The following is a 24,565-nucleotide window of genomic DNA, read 5'->3' as shown; positions in this document are numbered from 1 at the left end:
TATAGCTACATATAATTATTGGGTTAATGCCCTGAGTCGGAAATGGGCAACCGTCGATCAAGTCAAAGAAGCTTACCAGGAATTTAACGACGTGACAAAAGAAGAGCTACAATTAGGTGTAAAGAATGGTTTAGTCACTTTAGAAGAGTTCAAAGAAATCACTGGCGAAGACTACGAAGAAGCAGACACAGAATAAAATACAAGTTTTATTTAGACACCTCTCCCCTATTGAGGTGTCTTTTTTAATGTGTGCAGAGGATATATAAGGAGGAAATGAGATGGCATCGAAAAAATTAAGTCTTGGGTTAATCGAAGAAAGTGTAAGTAAATATGACAAGAAAGAACGAGTGCAACTAACTGATGACGTTCATGTTTTTATTTACCCTTACTTCTCCCCTACCCGCTTAACCAAAATGCTTACTGAATTAATTACTGATCCACAAAATGCTCAAGAAAAAAACATTGACTTTAAAAGCATAAATCCTGTTCAATGGGGATTCTTTTCATTAATTAAAGAATTTACAGACTTGGGTATTCCAAGTGATATCAAAAACAAAGTAAAGTGGTTTGTTAAGCTTGTGGACTCTGAATTTTTCCCATTGATTATTAGTAGTTTCCCTGAAGAAAGCATGAAGAAATTTAGAGAAGCAACAAAGATGATGCAAGAGAATTTAGACAAACTGTCAAACATATCTCAAGAAGAAATAAATGATCTTATCCTTAATAAGGTCGAAGAGATTGAAAATGAACAAGAGGCTGAATAATGGCCAAGAACATAAAAGAAATAGCAGCACTAATTGAATTTGCCGCAAAGCAAGCCGTTCAAAAGCAATCCAGCACAAAAAATGCGATGATTAAAACGGGTCAAGAGCATGTGCAATCTGATGTATATGACACATACGACCCTCTTGCATATGAACGTACGTCTCTTTTGAAGGACTCCTTCGTCATTCAAAACGAATCTAACGGAATTTCATTAGACAATACTCGTGAAGACAACGGTAAGGATGTTGCCACGGTTGTTGAGACTGGTCAAGGATATACGTATCCAGATAAATACGGTTATGGTTATGGAAAACCTCGCCCATTTATGAAGAATACCGCTGAATCGTTAAAAGATGGGCGATTGGTTGCTGCTATGAAAAAAGATTTATATACAAGTGGTATTAAAACAGAATAACGGTGGTGTATTAATGGCCAGAGAAATAAAACAAAACATGATGCGCTCTAGAGCCGAAAAGTTGCCCGAAGTCACGGATGAAATGTGGGGTCAGGTTGATGACGAGCATAGAAGCTTAACTCAAGAGTTTCTTGACGCCCACTCATTCCGAGATAAAACCAGGAAGCAATACAACTCCTCTCTTCGTCAGTTCTTCTGGTGGGTGCACAATTCCTTGAATGGGAAGAAGCTTTACAAAATATCTAAAAGGGATTTCATCAGATATCAAAGCTTCCTGAAAAATAGAGGGATGTCTTCAAGTGGAATAGCTTTAAAAAAGGCTGGAGTATCTTCTTTAAATAACTACATTGAAAATGTTGTTGCTGAAGATGACGATAATTACAAATCATTCAGGAACTTTACAAGAGGTCTCCCTGCCATCCCTAAAACAACCACGTATGAAAAAGTAAAGGTTACTTACGATGAATACAGAACAATGATGAAAGTGCTTGAAGAAGATAAAAACTATTTGGGGATGGCTTGGTTAGCTACTGCCTTTAATGTAGGTGCCAGAAGAGCTGAAATCATTCAGTTTAAAACCGAAATCCTGAATTATGAGATACCTGAAGGCCAATCTTATGTCATGGCTCACAAAGTTCTCGGAAAAGGAAAAGGCGAAGGAAAACCCCTCGACTACATGATTAACACAGAAGCTCTGGAATATTTGAAGCTTTGGCATGAACAACGGGGATATGACCATGAATATCTATTTACTACACAGTACGGTGGCCAACCAAGACAAATGTCAGAGGGTTGGGCTGACTACTTTTGTTCTGATGTTCTTTCTGATATCCTCGGCCGCCGCATTAACCCTCACCTCTTTAAGGCCTCCTGTATTACTTACCTTCTTGAAGTTAAGAAAATTAAGATTGAGCTCGTGAGTAAATATGTTGCACAGCATAATGATGTGTCTACAACAATTAAGCACTACGACCTCCGTGATTTTAAAGAAGAAAAGAATCAAATCTTCTCGTAAACCTTATGAGTCTCTTCAATCCTCACCAAAGTTCAATTGCGAATATGCAACAGCAAATTAATGAATTGAACGAAGCTGTTGCTGAATTAACTAGGCAGCTTGGTACTAAAGCTGATAAGAACCAATTCGGATCTAAACAGATTGATGAATCCAAGATCAGTGACGGTAAAGTTCTTGTTTACAACGCAAGCACCGGTAAACTTGAATACGGGAAGATTAAGAAAAGCTTGTTGGGTGACATATCAATTGATTTGCTTTAGGTTCACTCTTTATGAAATCCCTCTTTTATGCAGAATCAAGATTCCTCAAACAAGAGGGATTTTGCTTATGTTTAAAATTCATGCACTCAATGGATAGCATTTTCAAACCTTGGCACAGAATCGCTTAAGTAAATCCATATTTAACCGATAATATTATCGAGGTGAATATTGGTGGAATTTATCGAAATTATAGAGTCGCTGATTACAACACCAAAATTAAGAAAATTAATTAGATTTATCCGTAAAGAGTTTCCTTCAAACGAGAGTCTCAATTCCGAGCAACAGTGGCAGAAGTTTGAATATCTAAAACAGCTGAGTGATAAAGATATTACTTCTGGAATAGCTAAGATGGCACGAATTGAATCAGGGTTTTTCTATTCCAAATATGCAATGTTTATTTTATGTATATTAAGTTTATCACTTGGGTCACTTAAATTTATATTTATGAATACACTACCAATTGGAAGCGAAGTTTATTTCATTTATTTGATAGTTTGTGTATTCACACTGCTAAGTGCTGTTATATTAGATATACGAGTGATGACAACAGCTACGTACTTTAAAACCCTTCTTGAACAAGCTAAGGCTGACAAAAAGAATGAAAAAGAGTCTTTACCGTCATCACAAATTGAAGTAAAGATTTATAAGGTGTGGCCTTTCTGGAAAAAGGACACCTTTTATATAAAACAAGCAAAATCCTTGGAAGAAGTCTTATTTAAATGGAAAAACAACGAAATAGCCTCTTACATTAGTGACCGTCTTGGATATTGGTCAACTAAAGATAAAAAAGCTGAACTTCAACGAATAAGAGGCTTAGATCTCGACACTTTAATTTTAGCTATAGCAAGAATGAAGGATATCGAAGAGTATTTCGATAATTCAAAGATTGTACCAGGCTTAACATCGGTAAGCACCTTATTCGTAACTTATCTTGTATACTACTTCGCTTATGCTAACGAAGGTAAACCCACCATGGCATCGGTTACTATTGGAATTATGTTTTCTGTAGGGATATTTTATGGCATTACCTATGGTATGGATAGTAGTAGAACTTGTCGATCACGCGCAATTCAATACAGAAGCCTGTTGGAACAAGTAAAGTCCGAAATAGAGAAGAATTAATGCTTCATTTCTGCCCCCTTTGTTGGTTCTACACTTTTGGAAATCATGATATAATGTAGGAAAATAATACTGGTGGTGGTTGGATGGGTTATAAGATTATGGCTTATGGTGGCTATTTTTTATTCAGCCTTTTCTTCTGTTTGATGGATGGTTGGAGACCTCTGGGGGTTTGCTTAATAATTGGAGGATTGGCCTATTTAGCGCTCGAACCTTACAGAATAAAAAACGCAGCTCTTGCTGAAAAGATTAGAAAAAATGCTGAAATGCTAAAAGCCTACGATAGCGAATATAATCCTGATAATTTCTTTAGCACTTATAAAACAAAGATTGCTTACAATGAAGATAAAGAAACTCTCAAAGTATACCAGCTTAATGGCGAAGAAATAAACGAGTATGTTATCCCTTTTGCCCAAATTATTCAGTCAGAAATCTCACTGGATGACCAGGTGATATCGAAGGTTGCCAAATCTGGGATTATTGCTGGAGGATTATTAGGCGGCGGAATCGGTGCAGCAATTGGGGGTTTGTCGGCCTCCTCTACTCAAACAGAAATGGTGAAGTCGATTACGCTTAAAATTACGGTCGAAAACCTCAAAAATCCTATTCACTATATTCACTTCCTCCCTTCTCGCGAGGATGATGGATATGAACCTCAAGGCTACAAAAAAGATGGAAATATAATTCAACAGGCTTTAAAAAACGCCGAATATTGGCAAGGTGTCATGGATGTAATTATCAAGAAAACAAGTACAGTCGCTCAATAATTTGAGTGGCTTTTTTATTTGTGTTAATTTAGCCTACTTGAAAGGATGTGACCTATATTTGAGTCAAGATTTAAAGATCATTCTCACACCCAAAGCTGATACCTCCTCTAAGACTGTTGAACAGTTGAACCAGCAAATTAAATCTTTAGAGAAAAAGCTTAATTCCCTTAATTTAAAGACAAATATTGATGCCTCTGCTTTAAAGACACTCAACGACTTCTCCTCTGCAGTTGAAACTTATCAAAAGCATCTCAAATCTTTCAATCAAACAGTTAAAGAAACTACAACTATTACCAGAAATGCTGATGGCACTGTTGATAAGCTAACGCAGCAGTATAAGAAAAATGGCGAAATCATTCAACGTGAGACAAAGACCATTGACAATCGCAATCAATCATTACGCGAACAAACACAAGAAGTTAACAGGCTTGCTCAAGCGACTGAAAAACTAGGTCAGGTACAGAAAAGAACAGAACAGAAGAATTCTCAAGGACAAACAACGAAGGTTACTCAAAAGAATCGCAATGGCTTCGATGATATTACTTATACAACTGACCCAAAAACAAACGCTACTACATCAAAAGTAACAACGAACTATGATCAACAACGAAAAGCAATTGAACAATTAAAACTGGATTTAGAAAAACTTAGACAGCAAGGAATTGTAACTGACACCACCCTCTCTTCCCTTGGGCGGAAATTAAATACCGCTCAAACAGCGCAACAAATTGAAGCATTACAAAACAGAATTAAAATGCTCGATGATAAGTCTGCTGCTGTGGCAAAAAATAATGAACTCAGAAAAACTATTGAGCTGTATCAACGCCAAGCGCAGGTAAACGTACAAAACCTTAATACTCGCTACGGCGATACGATGGGTGCCGGAAATAGACAAGCTATTCAAGAATACCTGAATGCAGTTAATAGTCTTAACGTAAGTGCCGGCGGAAGCAATATCAGATCTCAAATGCAAAGCTTGAACATGCAATTCAGGGAATTGGCTTCGAATGCGCAAGCAGCAGCTAGTCAAGCCTCTTCTTTTGGTGCAGAGCTAACTCAAGCTTTCAAAAGTATGTCCACATATTTAATCTCCGGTTCTTTGTTCTATGGTGCTATATCCGGACTCAAGGAAATGGTCTCCCAGGCTGTTGAAATTGATACTCTAATGACAAACATCAGACGTGTGATGAATGAGCCTGATTACAAGTACAATGAGCTTCTTCAAGAGTCAATCAACTTAGGTGACACTCTTTCAAATAAGATCACTGACATTCTGCAAATGACTGGCGATTTTGGGCGTATGGGTTTTGATGAAAGTGAACTGTCCACTCTAACAAAAACCGCTCAGGTACTACAAAACGTCTCTGACTTGACTCCTGACGACACAGTTAACACTTTGACTGCCGCAATGTTAAATTTCAATATTGCCGCAAATGATTCCATTTCAATTGCAGACAAGCTAAATGAAGTGGATAACAACTACGCTGTAACCACTCTTGATCTGGCCAATTCAATTCGAAAAGCAGGTAGTACTGCCTCTACTTTTGGCGTTGAATTAAACGATTTAATTGGCTATACTACAGCAATTGCAAGTACTACCCGTGAATCGGGAAACATTGTTGGTAACTCATTAAAGACCATTTTTGCACGTATCGGGAATAATAATAGCTCAATCAAAGCACTAGAACAGATTGGGGTTTCGGTAAAGACCGCTGGCGGAGAAGCTAAGTCAGCAAGTGAGTTGATAAGCGAAGTTGCACAAAAATGGGATACACTTTCTGACGCACAAAAGCAAAATACCTCAATCGGTGTAGCAGGCATTTACCAACTCTCAAGGTTTAATGCAATGATGAACAACTTCTCTATTGCCCAAAATGCCGCAACGACGGCTTCTAATTCTGCAGGTAGCGCTTGGAGCGAACAACAGAAATACGCAGATAGCTTACAAGCAAGATTAAATAAACTTCAAAACAATTTTACTGAGTTGGCTATAGCTTCATCGGATGCCTTTATTAGTGACGGATTGATTGAGTTCACTCAAGCTCTGGGTTCTTTGTTAAAAGCATCTACTGGAATAATTAACACTGTTGGTTTTCTCCCCCCTCTTTTTGTAACGATTAGCACTGCTACATTGTTACTCAGTAAAAACACTCGAACTTTAGCTACTACTCTTATATTAGGTTCAAAAGCAATGAGACAAGAAACTTTAGCTAGCATCGGATTAGAAGCAGGTATGACCCGTGCTGCGGTTGCATCAAGAGTTTTGAAAACTGCTCTTAGAGGGCTTTTGGTTTCTACAGTGGTTGGAGGCGCACTTGTTGCGTTGGGCTGGGCTTTAGAAAGCATAGTTTCATCATTCGCAGATGCAAAAAAAGCTAAAGATGATTTTGAACAGAGTCAACAGACTAATGTTGAAGCAATTACAACCAACAAAGATTCCACAGATAAACTGATCAAACAGTACAAAGAGCTTCAAAAAGCTAAGGAATCAAGAACCCTTTCATCAGACGAAGAACAAGAATACCTTCAAGTTACTCAGCAATTGGCTCAGACCTTCCCCGCTTTAATTCAAGGTTATGATTCTCAAGGAAATGCTATTTTAAAAAGTAATAAAGCTTTAGAAGAGGCTATTGCAAATACCAAAGAATATCTTGAACTTAAAAAGACGGAAACTAAAGATAGTGCTAAGAAAACATTCGAAGACGCTGCTAAAGAAATCAAAAAGTCTAAGGATGAACTGAAGCAGTACAAACAAATTGCTGATTATAATGATAAAGGTAGACCAAAATGGGACTTCCTTGCTGATGATGACGATTATAAAATTGCAGCTGATAAAGCGAAACAAGGAATGCTTAAAGCGCAGTCCGATATCGCAAGTGGAAATGCAAAGGTTAGAGATAGTGTGCTCTCAATCGCCCAAGCATACAGTTCTATAGATATCAGCAACACTTTAAAGACGAGTATCAATGACATTGTTGGCAAACTCACTCTAAAAGATGATTTGAATCCTGATGATCTTGATAAATTCTCTTCTGCACTGGGTAAACTCCAAGAGAAAATGCAAACAGCGTTGAATTCAAACGATGAAAAAGCATTTGATAGCGCAAAAAAAGATCTTCAAACCCTTTTGGAGACCTATTCAAAATCCGGTTCTTCTATTGATATCTTTAAGTTGAGTTTTGATAAGGCACAAAAGAACATTAAAGATGGAGATAAGGCCATTTCTTCTGTTAAATCGGAAGTTGGTGATTTAGGGGAAACTCTTGCTGAAGCAGGTAATGAAGCTGAAGATTTTGGTCAAAAGCTCAAAGAAGCACTTGATGCAAATGATATCAGTCAGATTAAAGATGTAATCAAAGGCATGTCAGAATCAATGCAGTTTGACTCTGTTCAAGGCATTCTTAACGGGGATATTTTTAATAACACCAAAGAACAAGTTGCCCCTTTAAATGAACTTTTAGAAAAAATGGCTGAAGGAAAGAGCATTTCTGCCAATGAAGCTAATGCTCTAATCCAAAAAGATAAAGAATTAGCCAAAGCAATAAGTTATGAAAATGGTGTTATTAAGGTTAACCGTGATGAAGTAATTCGTCAGCGAAAAGTTAAGCTTGATGCCTATAATGACATGGTTCAATATAGCAATAAGCTAATGAAAACTGAAGTCAATAATGTCATTAAAACCTTAAACGCTGATTCTTTACGAATTGACAGCCTTAGAAAGCTTCGGAGAGAGCGTAAGCTCGATATATCCGAGGCAGAATTGTCTCAGCTTGAAGTTAAATCAATTAATAATGTAGCTGATGCGAAGAAAGAATTACATAAGCTTGAAGAAAAAATGTTGCAACCGGGTGGATTTTCTAACAGCCAAATCTCTGCAATGGATAGCGTTAGAGCTGCTCTTAAATCCTACATCTCAGCATCCGAAGAAGCTACGTCTACTCAGGAAACAAACAAACAAGCGTTAATAGAATCAGGTACTTCCCTTGAAAAATGGACAGATGAGCAAGAGAAAGCAAATGAAGAAACCAAAACGTCCATGTACGTGGCTGATAAATACAAGGAAGCTCTGGAGAAAGTTAATGCTGAAGTCGAAAAGTACAATAAGCAAGTAAACGACTATCCAAAGTATTCCCAAAGTTATCGAAATGCCCTGCAGAAAGAAATTAAAGCTCTTCAACAAAAGAAAAAGCTTATGCAGGAGCAAGCCAAACTCCTCAAGGATCAAATTAAGTCAGGGAACATTGCACAATACGGTATAGTTACCTCTTCCCTTTCCTCTGGTTCATCTTCTGGTGGTTCTTATTCTTCCGGTAACGGGTCTTACTCCGGTAAATACTCCAGCTACATTAATTCTGCCGCAAGCAAATACGGTGTTGATCCAGCTCTAATTGCAGCTGTAATCCAACAAGAATCAGGATTCAATGCAAGAGCTCGTTCTGGAGCAGGCGCAGCCGGATTAATGCAGTTGATGCCTTCCACTGCTAAAAGCTTAGGCGTAAACAATGTTTATGATCCTTATCAGAGCATTATGGGTGGCACAAAATATTTAGCCCAACAACTAAGCAAATTTGGTGGCAATGTTGAGAAAGCACTTGCTGCTTATAACGCAGGGCCTGGTAATGTAATTAAGTACGGTGGAGTCCCTCCTTTCAAGGAAACTCAGAATTATGTTCAGAAGATCATGTCGAATTACACTAAGTCAATGACTTCTGCTAATTCCTCCATTGCAAGCTACTACACGAAAAACAGTGCGTTTAGAATAAGTTCTAAGTATGGTGCACAAGATGGCGCTTACCGATCAACTCCACATAAAGGTATCGACTTCGCAGCGAAAGCTGGAACCGCAATTAAATCGGTTCAGAGTGGAAAAGTTCAAATTGCTGGTTATAGTAAGACTGCCGGTAACTGGGTCGTCATTCAGCAGGATGATGGAAAAGTTGCTAAGTATATGCATATGCTTGATACCCCTTCTGTTAAAGCCGGTCAAACTGTTAAAGCTGGTCAGACCATCGGTAAAGTTGGCAGTACGGGCAATTCAACAGGAAATCACCTTCATCTTCAAATTGAGGAAAACGGAAAGACGGTTGACCCTGAGAAGTATTTAAAAGGTGTCGGTACATCTATTTCAGATGCATCCCAAGCTGAAGCAGAACGACAACAAGCAATAGCGCAAGCTAAATCCGACCTCCTCTCCCTTCAAGGTGACATTGATTCAGTAAACGATCAGATACAAGAGCTCAGATATGAGATCGTTCAATCGAAACTTGATGAATATGACAAGCGTATTGGTGATTTTGATGTAAGAATCGCTAAAGACAAAGCGCTCGCTAGTCATTACCTAAGCGACAGTAAAGAATTCCGCAAGTATACAAACGATCAGAAAAAAGCTTTAACTGAACAGCAAAAGATTCAGAGTCAGAAGGTTTCTTTTATTGAAAAAGAAATCAAAACAAACAAAACTTTGAATGCTGCTCAAAGAGCACAGCTTGCTGAGGAATTAAAACAAGCTAAGATTGATCTCATCAACTTTCAAGAAGAAGTAAGAGAACTTCAGGGACAGCTCATCCAATCTAAAGTTGATGAAACGCTTAACGGTATAGAGAAATCAACCAAGAAAACTGAATCCAAGCTTAAAGATGTTAGCAACAAAATATCCATGACCGAGGAAGATAAAGACAAGGTTAAATATTATAGCCAACAGATTAAGCTTATTCAGCAGCAACAGACTGAAGCGAAAAAGTATATCAAACAGTTGGAAGCTCAAAAGAAAGCTGCTAAAGGGTTCCCGGATATTCAGAAACAAATCACAGAGGAGATTGAAAATTGGAAAGATAAGCAGAAAGATTACAATCTGGAGCTTTACAACACAAAGAAATCAATCAAAGATGTGTACAAATCTCTTGCTGATGAAGTTGTCTCTATCTATAAAGAGATGTACGAAAAGATGCGTGACATTGAATTAAAAGCGCACCAAAAAGCTACGCAAGACTTGATTGATGAGATTGATAAAACTGATGATGAAGCTAAATTTCAAAGACAGTTAAAAGAGAAGCAAGACAGTATCCAAAAACTCACTGACCAAATTAATCAGTATTCTCTTGATGACTCAGAGTTTGGTAAGTCAAAGGTTAAGGAATTAACTGAGCAGTTACAAAAGGAACAGTTAGATCTAGATGAGTTTCTTAAAGATCGTGAAAGCAGCAAACGAAAAGAAGCGTTGCAAGATCAGCTTCAAAAAGACGAAGATTCAATCAATAAGAAATATGATGATCTCGTTAATGATGAGCGTGGATTTAAGGAACTTGAGAAAAAGCTAATGGATGGGAAGATTACTGATATTGCTAAGCAACTGAATGAATTCTCTAAGTTCATTAACAGCAATATGGAGTCCATCGGGAAAAGCATCTCTAATAACCTTATCGATAAGCTTAAAGAAGCCTCTAATGCCCTTAATACTGTGACCAAAGGCAATAAAACTGGAAAAAAGGTATCTTCTTTTGCATCAGGCGGATATACAGGAACAGGACTAGGTGCAGGTAAGCTCGCCTTCCTTCATGATAAAGAGCTTATCCTAAATAAAACAGATACTGAAAATATGCTTGAAACTGTAAAGCAAGTTCGCAATCTGTCTGATAACGATTTGAATAATGAAACACCTAAATGGGGACAAGGTGGGAAATTAGCAGCCTTGATTAACAAAGGGATCACCTCTATTCCATCAATAATTCCGAATATTAACCAATCGAGCCTATCTAATAGTTTGATACCAAACGTTAAAACCACTAACCTCCCTCCTACAGTTAACTCTACTGGTGATAAAACAGTGAATCTAACAAACAATTTCAATATTGAAAAGCTCACAGGTGGCGAAACAGGAGCTAGGACAATGTTCGAAACCATCAAGAAAGAAGTTATAAAATTAAATGGAAGCATGTAAGAGTCTGTATAATGCAGGCTCTTCAGCTTGCTTTTTGATTGGTAAGGGTGGAATTTTATGATTAGAGAAAGTCAATATTTTATGTTTGATGATATCCCCTCTTATGAAATTGGGGCAGTGAATGTAAATACAGATGGTGGACTATTGGAAGAGACATTCATAGCGAATAGAACAGTAAATGAAACATATACACGATCAGCTTCTGAGCCATATGTAGACAGTGTTAAACGTGAACCATATGAAATCCCTTTAAATTTTTACATAGAAGATCATTTAGATGAGGAAAATATTCGAAGAGTTGCACGTTGGCTAAATGTAGAAGATTACAAGCCTCTTTCATTCAGTAGTAATTTAGATATCATTTATTTTGCTTTGCCAGTGAACGCAACAGACTTGGTACACAACTGCTCTAATGACGGATATGTGAAGCTGACAATGAAAGTATTTCCTTATAGGTATGGACGAGAAACGACTACACATTGGTATGACATATCATTAGGCTCTAATAATATAGAAATTAAAAATATAGGGGATTTAGATATCCCACTCTCTCTTGAATTCAAAAAAATCGGTGACGGAGACATCACAATTGAAAACTTGACAGCTTATAAAGAACCTCTAAAATTCACATCAATTAAACATCAAGAAGTTATCAATGTAGATGCCAATAAAGAGCTGATCACCTCCAGTGTTACTGGGTATGAGTGTTATGATCAAGTCAATGAGCAGTATGTTTTTTTAACAAGAGGGATAAATAGAGTTAAAATAACGGGCGAATGTTATATCCGGTTTATATACAGATATAAGTATTTGTAAGGGGATGTTATATTGATTTACGATTTTAAACCAGGTCATCTCAAGCTTTCTTTAGCAAAACCAAATAAAAAGAAAGTCGCTAATATAGTAGATTTCTCTAACGCCTCTCTAAATTTGAATTTTGATGAACTCCACGATCTAACTTTTAATATCCCACTTAAAGCAAGATATAATTTCAAGATGAAGCCAAACCATGTGGCAGAACTCATAAAAGGCTGGTATCTCATTAAGGCAGAGTTCTTAAACAGAGTTGAATGGTTTGTAATAACCGGATTGACAAAGTCAGAAAATGAGGAACAAACAATACAAGTTAGAGCTCAAGGGCTTCCCTACATTCTTCATAAAAGCAAAATCAAATCATATGAAGGCATCTCTAAAAATCTGTTGGAAGTTGCCACAGATTGTCTCAAAGGAACTTGCTTTACTGTAGACTTTATTGACCCCTCTTTTAATGAAAAACGCCGCTCATTTGATGTTACCTCTACCCGATATGAGTTTTTAAAGAACATTGGAGAAACTTTCGAGGCTGTGCCTATATTTGATACTGTGAACAACACAGTATCATTTTATAAAAAAGAAACTGTGTCCAAGTATAAAGGTGTCCAATTCTCTCCTAAAAGGTTCATGATTGATATGGAAGATACCATTGATATTGATCAAGTCGTAACACGATTAGACATTACCGGTAAAGATGGAATTGTTATTAATTCAGTCAATCCTACTGGCCAGAGTTACTTGGACGATTTCTCTTATTTCCTCTACCCTTTTGAACGTGATGAAAAAAGAAATGTAATTAAGCATAGTGATTACATGGATGATGATTTGTGCCATGCAATTTTAGATTACAATGAACTTGTAAATAAAGAAGGCTCTTCTTTTTACCTCCTTTTAAATCAGAAAAAAGATCTTGAAGCAACAAAAACGGCACAGGAGAATACCCTCTTCACCCTAGAAAAAATTGAATTACAACAAATCTTAGATAAGATCACAGTAGCAAAAAAAGCTGGAGATGACACGAAAGACCTTATCAAGCAAAGAGATGCCAAACAACTAGAAGTTACATCAAAGAAAGCTGAAATATCCGCCACTGCCAATCAGATTTCCAAGATAACTGAAGAAATAGCAGTGTTAAAAGATCGGTTATCTATGGATAAGTTTCTCGGTGAAAAGCTAATGAAAAAGTTGTCTTATTTTATCCGTCAAGAAGATTGGTCTAATGACAACATTTTTGATGAAACAGAGCTGTATGAAAAAGGTCTTGAGGAACTTGGAGAGAAAAACACACCGCCGGTAGACATTAGAACAAACATTGTGAACCTATTTACTGTCACCAAAGAAAAGGATTTTTGGGATAGAATTTACCTGGGAGATATAATCAGATTAGTTAATGACGATTTTAGAACTGATGTCAAAGCAACACTTACAGGAATGAATTTTGATTTTGAGCAGCAAAGTATACAAGTAACACTTTCGAATGGAAAAAGAGCTACTACGATAGAACAAGACTTTGCACGCTCATTGTATACTGCCAAGAAAGCATCAACTGAATTCAATAAGAAAAAGATTGATTATGATACCCTACTGACCAATTACAATGCACGAAATGATCGTATATCTGCACCCGTTGCAAACCCAACTATACGTAATGACGGGACTGCTATAACTCATGTTGTAAATGATAATGGATCTGTAGATGTATCAATTGAATGGGATTTTCCAGACTCTGATGAGGACAAATACAATATCGATGGTTTTCTTATCCATTGCTACTCTGACACATCAGACGAAACATACCTCTTTGGTTCAAAGATGTCAGCTGAACAATATTTATCAGTTAGTTATGATAAACGAATTGCAACATTAACCGGTCAAGTTTCAAATAAGTACTATACATTTGGAGTCCAAGCCTATCGCACAGTAGAGACATCCATTGATAGTAGTGGTCGAATACTATCTGATATTGTACAGCCTAAATTCCCTTCAGAAAACCCCTACCTCCCTTCTTCTACAGTAGAAGTTAAAGGCAAGCTAAATGGCTCGAAATACACTGTCTCCTCAACTGAACCTGAAGAACCTGAAGCAAACGATTTATGGACTAATACGGTTACCGGCGTTGTTTCATCTTACGACGGAGAAAAATGGGTTTCCAGTGATCAAAAAACAGCTGAGCTTGTTGAAACCACAGCCGCACAAGTTGACACTAAGCTCTCCGACTATGATAGTCGTGTCCAAAACATTGAGCTCAATAACCTTTTGGTCAATCCTCTGAAATGGAAAGGCGGAAATGTCTCTGCATTTGGTCGTAAATATTATTCTGATGTAAGTAATGACTCAACTGTTTTAAACTTAAACACAGTCACGATTCCTATCCTTATTAATGCAGTAGATGCTTCAGATTCAAATCCAACTGTTGTTGACTACACTTATAACGAAGCATGGGATATGATCCCTAAACTCAAAAATGATGGATACAACGTTATTTTAGAACCCTATCCCTTCATCGCAAATGGAACGATAGCTGAAACCGATTGGATGCCTTCTGATCTAGACCAATGGTTCGCAGCATGGAACAACATCCTTCAAGACTTCGCTAAAAAATGTGAGCAATTTAAATTAGACGGTTTATACATTGCTTCAAACTTAGTTCATATGGAAGACTCAACAGAAAAGTGGAAATCAGTTATTACAGGCATTAGGAGTTTATTCTCTGGTAAGCTACTCTACCGGACAAATTATTGGGTAACTGCTGACTGGGCTCCCGAAACGATTGCTGCGTACAACAAAAAGCTGAACAATCCTATATTCGGACTTGTTGATATCATTGCCATAGCTGCTTATTTTGAATTGACTGATAATCGAAATCCATCTATCGATCAGTTAATTGATGCTATTTATAGCGTACCGTTATACGGACGAGGACAAAATATATTCAAGGAAATCAAAGCATTTTATGATAAATGGAATAAGCCGATCTTCTTTGGTGAACTTGGCATCCCACCTTACAGTAACTCTCCTGAACAACCCCATAACGCATTCGGTGACCTAGGAGAATACAATGAATCAATTCAGGCGAATTGGTTTGAAGCTTGGATTAGAGTTTTTCAGGCTCAAGATTGGTGGCAAGGATATTCTGTATATGCAATTTCAGATGAGAAGTCTGTATACAATGTAATTGGTAAGAAAGCCGAATCCATTATCAGAGGACAAACATTAGGCGGTACAAAAGGCAGACTACAGAGCTTAGAAGAAAGAGTCGCATACTTAGAAGAAGTACTCAAATCAATTACACAATAAGAAAGGACGGTGAATTTAGTTTGGATTTTCCTCAGCTCTATAACAACCCCATCCTTTCTCGGAAAAGGAAAGGTTCAATCGATGATCCTTATTTAAGCTACAGTGAAACTTTAACCGTTTATAACGGTCGAGCCGTACTTACTGAAATACCAAACCCCGAGTATAGAGTTAAAGTTAGTGGTGACAGCAAGGAATGGCGAGAAATTGAAGATGGTGAATTAGAAGACAACTACTTTAAGGTTGAATACCTTATGGGAGTTGTCTTTTTCAATGATTCAAATGAAGGTAAATCACTTACTTTTACATATCAAGGAGAAGGTGCATCTTTTTTCCCTGCCTCAAGAATTTGGATTAAACGGCAAGGAAATATGGTCATTGAAACACTTCAAGGCTTAATTGATGATGCTGAAGATGCCATTATTCGTATCAACGAACGTATTGCTGAATGTGAACGTGTCACCAAGCGATGTGTTGAAATAACAAATTGGTGCAGACAAGCAACATCAGATTATGAGTATGTAGTTGAGAACACTAGGAAGATTTACTTGCCGTTTGTGTACACCTATCAGGATTTATTAAGCACTTATCCTTCCCCTCAAATTGGTTGGACTGTCACTGTAAAAGAAACAGGCATTGAATATCGATGGGATGGTTTTGACTGGATAAATATTAGCGTCTCAGATAAGTATGATGGTTTCAACATTGTTTCTAGCTATGTAGAGCCTTACAACATCAGGTCAGTATGGTTGAGAACGAACAATGCTCCCAAAAAGATGAGGATAAAACCTTCTGTAGAACCCCCTGACGGAAGTATGGTTTGGATTAGAAAAGGATAAGGAGGAGTATATATTGAACGACAACTTAATTCCCGTAAACACAATGGGTTATATGGACGAAGAAACAGAGCAATGGATACCCATTGATGCTATAGGGTTAAAATCAAATAATATTAGATATACTGCAGACGATATTCAAGAGGCTTTTGATAAAGCTTCTAAGGATATTAAAAACGTAATAAGTACAGTCGATTCTGGCTTAACAGATATCACAAACACTATTGGAGACATTTCAAAAATCCCTGCATCCGGTGCAACAATTGTTGATAAAGTCCTAAATGAATTTATCAGACGAAGTGTCAATGTTCAGGATTTTGGAGCTAAAGGTGATGGTGTTACTGATGACACTGAAGCTTTCAAAACTGCCTTTGCAAGTGGAAAACGAGAGGTTTTTGTTCCGGCAGGGGTTTACATGGTTCAAGGATTGCATATCCCCTCTTATGTCAGACTTTACGGTGTTGGGTCAGGGTCTATTATCAAGCTTCACCCAACTGCTGCCGGAACATCTTGTGTGTTAACCAATAGCGACTACACAAACGGAAACGAATATATCTTAATTGAAGACTTAGACCTCGATTGGAATTTAGACAAAAAGGATAACACCATTACAAACGGCACAAATGCAAACTGTGTGGGCATTGTTAACTCTAAATTTGTTCGAGTTAGAAACGTCAATGCTCGAAATCCAGGCGTACACGGTTTTGATGTAAGCTCCCCTGTTTGGAATTCTTCTTCCGATGGAGCAGATCATTATCAGCCAAACGGAAGCAAATATGTTTGGATTGAAAATTGTACTGCAACTAATTATGGTGATGATGGCTTCACAACTCACTATTCTGATTACATCTTCTTCACTAACTGTTATGCTTATGACGCTAATGGATCCGCACATAGTAAAGGAGCTTCAAATTCAAACGGCTTTGAAATTGATGATGGCTCTAAAAACGTGTGGCTTGTGAACTGTTATAGTCGAAAAAATTGCAGGGGTTTTGAAGTCAAAGCTCACAACAGAGCACCTGCAGCAAGAAACGTAAACTTAATAAACTGCTATTCCGAAAATGATATCCGCGCTTTCGACTTTAGACATATTGGCTTCCACCTAGCCTCCGAAAAAATCTCCACAAGTGCATTTGACATTAATGTTGTTAACTGCACTGCACAACATCCTATTTTCAGTGACCTTTATCAAGGTTTAAATCCTCGCGCACTTGTTGTTTCCGCTTATAGAAATGTCAACGTATCAAACTTCAATGCAATTGGTGACCCGACATATGATTACAAGAATACTACAGTAATCTCTACTCAATATAAGAGCAAAAATATTAATCTAAGCAACATTACTGTTTCAGGGTTTACAACAGCAAGTAACGATATCTATGTAATTGGCGGAGCTCAAAAATCAGACAATGTAAACATCTCGAATGTAGCCATTAACCAGTCTGCTTTAGTGGGTATTGCTGTGGGAAGTAGAGTTGACTCAGTCAATATCAATAACGTTAATATGACGGGAACAAACAAAGCAGGTTCAATAGGTATTTACTGCACTAACTCACAAGCCAATATTAGCGCTGCAATGTGCGAACAATATGCTACCCCCAGTAAAATTGCCGGAAAAGCCTACACGTTTATCCCGAATAACTTCAAGGGCGGTCTACGCGGGGCTACGACTTCTGGCTATGCTAAAACAAATACTAGTGCAGTATTAGCTTCATCGGGTGAACCTCAAGCTCTTGGAGATGCCACTTTAGTTGGAGCCACTACCGGAGGATGCGTTGCAAAGGGAACAAGAACCAACGTTTTTGGCTCATCAGGCGGAAGCTCTGTAGACGGATCTCGTAGCGGTGTTTACAACTCCAATGATTCTCATATCGAGGGGCAAAATGTATCACGTGAAATCCACGCTTCTGGCGGTGTAAAACTTGGTGAAAATGATCGCTATATGGTGGTTGGCGGATACGGCGCTACTCCATCCAGAGCAAATATTAAATGGATGCTAAACTCCATGAATGGGGATATAACATCTGCAGGAAAGATGAATGGCGGAGCCACCTTTAGTGATTACGCTGAGTATTTTGAAAGCCTTGACGGAAAAGCAATTCCGACAGGAACAATTGTCACTCTTGAAGGAGCTAAAATTCGCCCAGCGAGAAAAGGTGAAGATGTACACGGAGTAATCTCCGAAACTGCAGGAACTATTTTAGGCGGAGCTGATATTCACTGGCAAGGTAGATATTTAAAGAATGAGTTCGGTGGATACATATATGAAGATGTGGTCAACCCAGAAACCGGTGATGTTAAGAAACTGCCTAAAGTAAACCCTGAGTGGATTGAAAAAATAGATTACGTCCCTCGTGAAGAACGGCCTGAATGGAATATAGTAGGATTGCTTGGACAGGTTTATGTGAAGGTGGACAGCACCGTTTCTGTTGGAGATCGGATTGAAGGCAATTATGGCATCGGCACAAAAACAGAAGACAGGTTTTACTCTTGGAAGACTATGGAGATTGTAACCCCATATTCAGACAAGCTTGGCTATGGCATTGCCATCTGCTTAATTAAGTAATCCCTCAAAATTAAAGGAGGTGGTTATGTTCTAGTTAAAATATAAATTTTATTCAATTTACAACATTCAAAAACAGAGATAACAAGAGCATACGTGAGATAAAGAGAGATTGGGATTTGTCCCCTTCTCTCTTTTTTGTGCTCAAATTTAATTTTAGGAGAGATGTTTAATATGTCTATTCAAGCGAGACAAATGTTAGTATCCCCAGAAAAATATTCAATCAAAGGCCCCTATGCTATGACAGCTGAGTATATTACTTTCCACAATACAGCAAACGACGCAAGCGCAAATAATGAGATCAGTTATATGAGAAATAATAATGAAACAGTATCATATCACTTCGCTGTAGACGATAAAGAGGTAGTTCAAGGACTCCCAACAAACCGAAATGCTTTTCATTGTGGTGATGGTGAATACGGGACTGGAAACCGCAAGTCAATCGGTGTTGAAGTTTGCTACTCCAAGTCGGGCGGAGAACGCTATAGAAAAGCTGAAGCGTTGGCTATTAAGTTTATTGCACAACTCCTTAAAGAACGTGGCTGGGGCGTAGATCGAGTTAAAAAGCATCAAGACTGGTCTGGCAAGTATTGCCCGCATCGAGTTCTTGATGAAGGACGTTGGAATGATGTTAAAGCTGCTATTGCTGCTGAGTTGAAAGCACTCGGCGGAAATACTTCTTCCTCATCTTCAAAGCCAACAAAAGTGGTTAAAACAAATGGTTCTTATGTTAAGAACACAGTTATCGCTGACAGTCTTAATGTGAGAACCCAACGCAATGCAAACTCCTCTATTGTACTCGCTCTTCCTAAAGGCTCCACTGTCCAATATCAAAAGGGATCAACTCAAAACGGTTGGGGATATATCAAATATACAAACTCCAAAGGTGCTACATACAGCGGATACGTAAATGTGAAATATATTAAAAGCGATGCTGAGCTTGGACAATCAACCCCAAAGCCTAAATCCACTTCTAAGCCTAAAAGCAGTGGTATCAAATCTGTAGGCAAAATTAAAATTGTCGGTGTAAAAAGCGCTGCAATCGTTATGGACAGACCCGATAAAAACAAAGCGAAGAACCTCGGCACTGTGGAGCTAGGTGATACCGTCAACATTTCTGGCTCAGTGAAAGGTTCAAACAATGCTAAGGGTTACTGGGAAGTGATCTATAAAGGTAAACGCGGCTACATCTCAGGGCAGTTTGGATCAAAAATCTAAATATATTTAAATATCTTTGAGGATGATTGTAGCTCAAAGTGTATTAATGATTATTTAGGAGGTGATGTGACATTACCTCCTATTTTTTATGGAGGATGATTGCATTGTGGCTGAAAAAGAAAATTATGAAGTTTTAAAGACCGAGGTCGCTCATATAAAAGAACGTCTTAAAGAACAAGCAGAAGATAGAAAAATCATGTTGAAAACACAAAAAACAACAAGTGAATCGCTCATTAGGCTTACCACTGTTGTTGAGAATCAAGAAAAAAATCTTGTTGAAACAAAAAATTTGTTCACCACTGAGATAGCTGGACTAAGAAATGAATTTCAGCAAGTTAATCAGTCGCAAACAAAATGGCTTCAGAGCTTGTTAGAAGGAACTTTTGGCAAGACATTAAAGATTTTAGTTTTAATTATCCTCATACTGCTTGGCGCAGAGATTGCCGGTGTTGATATCACCAAATTAGCTAATTTATAAGGAGACGATTTAATGACTAAAATTAACTGGAAAGTAAGACTTAAAAAGAAAACATTCCTGGTTGCAATCTTCTCTGCAACTCTTTTGTTTGCACAAGCAATTGCATCTGCTTTTGGATACGATATTTCTGTGTTTAGTGATGATCTCACTGAGAAATTTAATGCACTGTTAACATTTTTAACTGCCATGGGAATTGTAGTGGATCCAACCACTACAGGTATCTCAGATAGTGATCAAGCAATGGAATATACAGAACCAAAATAACTTGGGGAGTTTATCTCCCCTTTTTTTCATTTTCAAGAAGAAAGGAATGATTTTTGATCATGCAAATAGGATCTGGATATATCGGGAGTCCCATGCTTGAGCAGTCAGAATCTAACCATGAAGTGATCCCTTCCCCACCTGCAACCTGGACGATTAAATATTCTTTCTATAAGTTCAGCTTTTCGAATGATCAGGAATGCCACGTATCAATCAATGGTGGTGATCCTATCTATTTAAGAGCTGGGCAAGGCTTTCAAATGGACGCTCATGATTCACCTATCACAAGCTTTAAAATTTCTGAGTCAGGAATAACATATAACTTTTTGGGGGCGCATAAATGAGTTTCTTCAATCCGATGGTTAATGTCTCAATTGTCACTGGGAAGTCTGCTTATGATATTGCAGTAGACAATGGTTTTTCAGGAACTGTAGAGGAATGGTTAGCATCATTAAAAGGTGAAAAAGGCGACACTGGAGCTACAGGTGCAACCGGGGTTAAAGGTGCTACTGGCGCTGCCGGTAAAGATGGAAAATCAGCATATGAATTAGCCGTTCAACAAGGTTTCACTGGAACATTAGATGAGTGGCTTGCTTCTCTAAAAGCAACAGCAAACTGATCACATCCCTTCTCTAACGAGGAGGGTATTTTTTTCGCAATTCATATCTAAATTGATAAATAAGACAAAACACCCTTCCCAACTTATTACATTATGATAAAATATTACATAATCAGACGAAATGCTAGGAGGGTGATTTTTTTGGAGCAATTGATCTCTTCTTCAAAAGTTGGCTTAAAAATCAATGAATGGTACAAATACATAAGATTGTTCAGTGTTGCAGATGCAGAAATTCTAAAGGATGAAGTTGAACAAGAAATAGAGCATATGGAAGAAGATCAAGATTTATTGTTGTATTATTCGCTCATGTGTTTTAGACATCAATTAATGCTTGATTATCTTGAACCAAAAACCATGAATGAAGAACGCCCAAAAGTTTCAGACTTATTAGAAAAGATCGAAAGTAAACAAAGTGATCTAAAAGGAATTCTTGAATATTATTTTAACTTTTTTCATGGGATGTATGAATTTGAACAATACGAATATCTTAAGGCAATAAGTTTTTACAACCGAGCTGAAAAGAAGTTAGCCGTTGTCCCCGATGAAATAGAGCGAGCTGAATTTCACTATAAGGTAGCTGAAGTGTACTATCACATGAAGCAAACCCACATGTCTATGCACCATATTGTTCAAGCAATAGAAACCTACAAAGCGCACGAAACTTACTCAATAAGAGTAATTCAATGTTCATTTGTCATTGGCCTGAACTATTTAGACATGGAGTATCCAGAAAAAGCAATACCACATTTCATGAATGCATTAAAACAAGCACAAGAAATTGATATGCCACGGTTAATAGGTTCTTCTTTGTACAATCTCGGTTTATGCTCATTTACAACAGGAAATATGGAGAAGGCATTGGAGTATTTTAAAGAAGGCGTCTCAATTTATCAAAGTAATTCTCTTCACAATTCTAGCCGACTACTAGACATACTTCTAATGTTGGCAAAAACGCACTTTAAATTGTTCAACATGGTTGAGGGAAAACAAGTTTGTGAACAAGGTCTTATGCTATCAAAGGAATTGAACGATGAAGTATTAGGAAAAATGTTTGATTTTCTTATGGGTTTATTCGTTGGGAATGACAAAGACCGACTTTTTAAAATCTTAGATTACTTAGAATCAAAAGCTATGCTTTCAGATGTGGAAGACCTAGCGACTGATGCAGCTATGTATTATAATGTAAATGAAGACCATAAAGTAGCTACCGCCTTTTATGAGAAAGTGCTTTATGCCCGAAAACAAATTCAGAGAGGGGATTGTCTTTATGAAATTTAAATTTGCATCAGCTTTTATCTTTTTAGTTATCTTACTTGGCATTGTTGGACATCACTTTCTTGACGACCACAAGGTTTTAAAGGAAGCTCGAAGAGGTCACACAGCCAGTATCCAAATTGCTCTTGATCACCATAGTGACTTCTCAGTGGAACGTAGAGGGCAAACCGCATAAATGTTTTGGTACCCCCTTATGGGGGTATTTTTTATGACTTATGTCCACCAGTCAAACCCGCTCTATGCAATGCTGTTCCACCAGGTGTATATGAAACAGCTCGCAAGATCGCTTTAGATCCATATTTATTTCTTATCCCGTCCATAACAAATCCAAGCTTCCTTCTCTTCTCATTATCCTTTTCAAACAGACTTAATTGTTGATTCACATCGTCTTCAATATTGGATAAAGTAACTGAAATACTTCTTACTGTTTTTCCTGTATAGAACTTATCGAACAACATCAAGCAATAACGATAAATATCCATTGTAATATTTGTAGGTAAATCAATTGTTTTAGCTCTGTGAAAGCCACCGCCGAACTCATCTTTACTGTAACCAATTCCTAAGCTGATCGTACGCCCTACTTTATTATGTGTCCGTGCTCTTCGTGCAACCTCTTCACAAATCTCCAAGAGAACCGCCTTGATATCCTCTTTCTTCGTATAGTCTCTAAGCAATATCTGACTTTTCCCGTAGCTTATTTGCCCCTGCATCAAAGGAGCTCCAATTTCAGAAAGGTCGATTCCATGGGCATGATAATAAAGCTGATTGCCCATGATGCCGAAGCGTTTTTCAAGCAGCTCTAGTGGATATTTAGCTAATTGGCCAACAGTTGATATCCCCATCCGGTTTAAATTCCTCTCCATCCTCCCTCCTATTCCCCACATTTCAGATAACGGATGAACACACCAAAGCTTTTTAGGAACATCTTCATATCTCCACCGTGCAATCCCAGTCTTTGTTTTCTTGCTCTCTAAATCAAGAGCTAACTTACTCAGTAGCATATTGTCACCAATACCAACAGTACAAACTAAGCCGAACTCTCTCTTCATACTGCTCTGAATTGCTTCTGCCATGACTTCAGGATTTTCTTTTCCTGCATCTAAAAAAGATTCATCAATTGAGTACGTGTGCACACATGTTTCAGGAACGAACCTGTAAAACAATTTAGTGATTTCAGTTGAAACTCTGATGAAAAGTTTCATTTGCGGGTTTACTATGTGAATTCTTGGATCATCTGGAATCTCAAATAACCGGGAGCCAGTCTTGATTCCATAATCTTTTTTAAGTGCAGGAGACGCTGCTAAGACAACACTTCCCTGTCTATCCGTGTTTCCGACTACAGCGAGATAACATGTCATTGGATTCAATCCCATTGCTACAGCTGAAACCGAAGCATAAAAGGATTTCATATCTACACAAAGTATATTTTTACGTGGAAACTGTGAGTAATCAATCATTGTAAGCAACTCCTATGATGTCATTCATGGTGATGTATACGGTTTGATCGTGATGATCTTTTACATGTAATTTGTGTTGTTCGTAATTGAGATATTGAACTGTACCGATTAAATCCTCGGCAACTCCTTCTTTAAAGAGTTTAAACTTCAGTTCTTTATTCAATGCCATTGCTTCAGAAACCAAGATGTCAATCTCCTCAATTTGTTGTTCATCTAAAGATGGCTTCTCCATTTTCGAAACATCTAACAAGTCCTGTTTTAATTGCGTTAAATGTTCTGGAAGCATCATGGAAGTCCATTTGATCGCCCCTCGATCTCTAAGCATTTTGAATCACTCCTTTATTGATCTAATATTAACAGAACAAATGTTCTTTATTCAATATAAATAAGAACAATAGTTCGATGTAATTGTTGGAAATGACTATTCATTAAATATCCTTATGGTCTGCTGTAGTCGCGACATTGAATTCTCT

Annotated in this window: 19 protein-coding genes and 1 pseudogene; 18 read left to right on the top strand and 2 right to left on the bottom strand. The window is 37.7% G+C overall.

Going from position 1 to position 24,565, the window contains the following annotated elements; genetic code table 11:
- The first annotated feature begins 1 nt into the window (after nt 1).
- The 18 genes and pseudogenes from NYE28_RS09235 (at nt 2) to NYE28_RS09150 (ending at nt 22,810) form a co-directional block, all read left to right on the top strand.
- Nucleotides 2-196: an XkdX family protein gene (locus NYE28_RS09235; protein WP_342490480.1), complete on the top strand. Its 195-nt coding sequence runs from the start codon at nt 2-4 to the stop codon at nt 194-196.
- Nucleotides 197-278: 82 nt separating this feature from the next.
- Complete coding sequence (locus NYE28_RS09230; RefSeq protein WP_342490403.1) at nt 279-764, top strand: hypothetical protein; 486 nt, start codon at nt 279-281, stop codon at nt 762-764.
- Entirely contained in the window at nt 764-1,180 is a 417-nt protein-coding gene (locus NYE28_RS09225) for a hypothetical protein (protein ID WP_335432223.1), read from the top strand. The genes NYE28_RS09230 and NYE28_RS09225 overlap by 1 nt, the downstream gene beginning before the upstream one ends.
- A 13-nt stretch (nt 1,181-1,193) precedes the next feature.
- A complete protein-coding gene (locus NYE28_RS09220; protein WP_014472041.1) occupies nt 1,194-2,195 on the top strand; it encodes a site-specific integrase in 1,002 nt (333 codons plus the stop codon).
- A 44-nt stretch (nt 2,196-2,239) separates the two neighbouring features.
- Complete coding sequence (locus NYE28_RS09215; protein WP_053574394.1) at nt 2,240-2,455, top strand: hypothetical protein; 216 nt, start codon at nt 2,240-2,242, stop codon at nt 2,453-2,455.
- A 171-nt stretch (nt 2,456-2,626) separates the two neighbouring features.
- Nucleotides 2,627-3,577 (top strand): hypothetical protein, encoded by a 951-nt coding sequence (locus tag NYE28_RS09210; protein ID WP_241158056.1) that lies wholly within the window; start codon nt 2,627-2,629, stop codon nt 3,575-3,577.
- An 83-nt stretch (nt 3,578-3,660) separates the two neighbouring features.
- Nucleotides 3,661-4,341, top strand: a complete 681-nt coding sequence (locus NYE28_RS09205; RefSeq protein ID WP_205164292.1) for an immunity protein — start codon at nt 3,661-3,663, stop codon at nt 4,339-4,341.
- A gap of 58 nt (nt 4,342-4,399) precedes the next feature.
- Complete coding sequence (locus tag NYE28_RS09200; RefSeq protein WP_342490402.1) at nt 4,400-11,278, top strand: phage tail tape measure protein; 6,879 nt, start codon at nt 4,400-4,402, stop codon at nt 11,276-11,278.
- A gap of 57 nt (nt 11,279-11,335) precedes the next feature.
- Nucleotides 11,336-12,094, top strand: coding sequence for a phage tail domain-containing protein (locus NYE28_RS09195; protein ID WP_342490401.1), 759 nt, complete (start codon nt 11,336-11,338; stop codon nt 12,092-12,094).
- Between the two features lie 12 nt (nt 12,095-12,106).
- Nucleotides 12,107-14,263: pseudogene (locus NYE28_RS09190) on the top strand (phage tail protein); the annotation flags it as partial.
- Nucleotides 14,264-15,408: 1,145 nt separating this feature from the next.
- Complete coding sequence (locus tag NYE28_RS09185; RefSeq protein ID WP_342490400.1) at nt 15,409-16,224, top strand: hypothetical protein; 816 nt, start codon at nt 15,409-15,411, stop codon at nt 16,222-16,224.
- 13 nt (nt 16,225-16,237) lie between these two features.
- On the top strand, nt 16,238-18,787 hold the full coding sequence (locus tag NYE28_RS09180; protein ID WP_342490399.1) for a peptidase G2 autoproteolytic cleavage domain-containing protein: 2,550 nt from the start codon (nt 16,238-16,240) through the stop codon (nt 18,785-18,787).
- A gap of 171 nt (nt 18,788-18,958) precedes the next feature.
- A complete protein-coding gene (locus tag NYE28_RS09175) occupies nt 18,959-20,002 on the top strand; it encodes an N-acetylmuramoyl-L-alanine amidase family protein (protein ID WP_327942370.1) in 1,044 nt (347 codons plus the stop codon).
- 106 nt (nt 20,003-20,108) lie between these two features.
- On the top strand, nt 20,109-20,480 hold the full coding sequence (locus tag NYE28_RS09170) for a hypothetical protein (RefSeq protein ID WP_342490398.1): 372 nt from the start codon (nt 20,109-20,111) through the stop codon (nt 20,478-20,480).
- Nucleotides 20,481-20,492: 12 nt separating this feature from the next.
- Nucleotides 20,493-20,744: a phage holin gene (locus tag NYE28_RS09165; RefSeq protein ID WP_014417851.1), complete on the top strand. Its 252-nt coding sequence runs from the start codon at nt 20,493-20,495 to the stop codon at nt 20,742-20,744.
- Nucleotides 20,745-21,081: 337 nt separating this feature from the next.
- Entirely contained in the window at nt 21,082-21,360 is a 279-nt protein-coding gene (locus NYE28_RS09160) for a hypothetical protein (RefSeq protein WP_225045979.1), read from the top strand.
- A 141-nt stretch (nt 21,361-21,501) separates the two neighbouring features.
- Complete coding sequence (locus NYE28_RS09155; protein WP_342490397.1) at nt 21,502-22,638, top strand: Rap family tetratricopeptide repeat protein; 1,137 nt, start codon at nt 21,502-21,504, stop codon at nt 22,636-22,638.
- A complete protein-coding gene (locus tag NYE28_RS09150; RefSeq protein WP_021493634.1) occupies nt 22,628-22,810 on the top strand; it encodes a hypothetical protein in 183 nt (60 codons plus the stop codon). The genes NYE28_RS09155 and NYE28_RS09150 overlap by 11 nt, the downstream gene beginning before the upstream one ends.
- A 31-nt stretch (nt 22,811-22,841) precedes the next feature.
- Here the strand turns inward: NYE28_RS09150 and NYE28_RS09145 are convergent, their stop codons facing one another.
- Nucleotides 22,842-24,092 carry a UV damage repair protein UvrX gene (locus NYE28_RS09145; RefSeq protein WP_342490396.1) on the bottom strand — a complete coding sequence of 417 codons (1,251 nt, stop codon included), beginning with the start codon at nt 24,090-24,092 and terminating at the stop codon, nt 22,842-22,844.
- Entirely contained in the window at nt 24,085-24,417 is a 333-nt protein-coding gene (locus NYE28_RS09140; RefSeq protein ID WP_064778347.1) for a YolD-like family protein, read from the bottom strand. Before NYE28_RS09140 ends, NYE28_RS09145 begins: the two co-directional genes overlap by 8 nt.
- Nucleotides 24,418-24,565: the final 148 nt, after the last annotated feature.

Origin of the sequence: Bacillus sp. FSL R5-0443, assembly GCF_038608285.1 — a bacterium.
In the GTDB taxonomy this organism is placed as follows: domain Bacteria; phylum Bacillota; class Bacilli; order Bacillales; family Bacillaceae; genus Bacillus; species Bacillus velezensis.
Note: the sequence above shows the minus strand (reverse complement) of the source record. Positions and strands in the feature narration are given on the sequence as shown.

Bases quoted from the DNA above. Each gene is read 5' to 3' on its own strand.
- NYE28_RS09175 (WP_327942370.1), top strand. From the start codon at position 18,959: ATGTCTATTCAAGCGAGACAAATGTTAGTATCCCCAGAAAAATATTCA.
- NYE28_RS09195 (WP_342490401.1), top strand. From the start codon at position 11,336: ATGATTAGAGAAAGTCAATATTTTATGTTTGATGATATCCCCTCTTAT.
- NYE28_RS09165 (WP_014417851.1), top strand. From the start codon at position 20,493: ATGACTAAAATTAACTGGAAAGTAAGACTTAAAAAGAAAACATTCCTG.
- NYE28_RS09230 (WP_342490403.1), top strand. From the start codon at position 279: ATGGCATCGAAAAAATTAAGTCTTGGGTTAATCGAAGAAAGTGTAAGT.
- NYE28_RS09140 (WP_064778347.1), bottom strand. From the start codon at position 24,417: ATGCTTAGAGATCGAGGGGCGATCAAATGGACTTCCATGATGCTTCCA.
- NYE28_RS09215 (WP_053574394.1), top strand. From the start codon at position 2,240: ATGCAACAGCAAATTAATGAATTGAACGAAGCTGTTGCTGAATTAACT.
- NYE28_RS09145 (WP_342490396.1), bottom strand. From the start codon at position 24,092: ATGATTGATTACTCACAGTTTCCACGTAAAAATATACTTTGTGTAGAT.
- NYE28_RS09160 (WP_225045979.1), top strand. From the start codon at position 21,082: ATGAGTTTCTTCAATCCGATGGTTAATGTCTCAATTGTCACTGGGAAG.
- NYE28_RS09205 (WP_205164292.1), top strand. From the start codon at position 3,661: ATGGGTTATAAGATTATGGCTTATGGTGGCTATTTTTTATTCAGCCTT.
- NYE28_RS09150 (WP_021493634.1), top strand. From the start codon at position 22,628: ATGAAATTTAAATTTGCATCAGCTTTTATCTTTTTAGTTATCTTACTT.
- NYE28_RS09225 (WP_335432223.1), top strand. From the start codon at position 764: ATGGCCAAGAACATAAAAGAAATAGCAGCACTAATTGAATTTGCCGCA.
- NYE28_RS09220 (WP_014472041.1), top strand. From the start codon at position 1,194: ATGGCCAGAGAAATAAAACAAAACATGATGCGCTCTAGAGCCGAAAAG.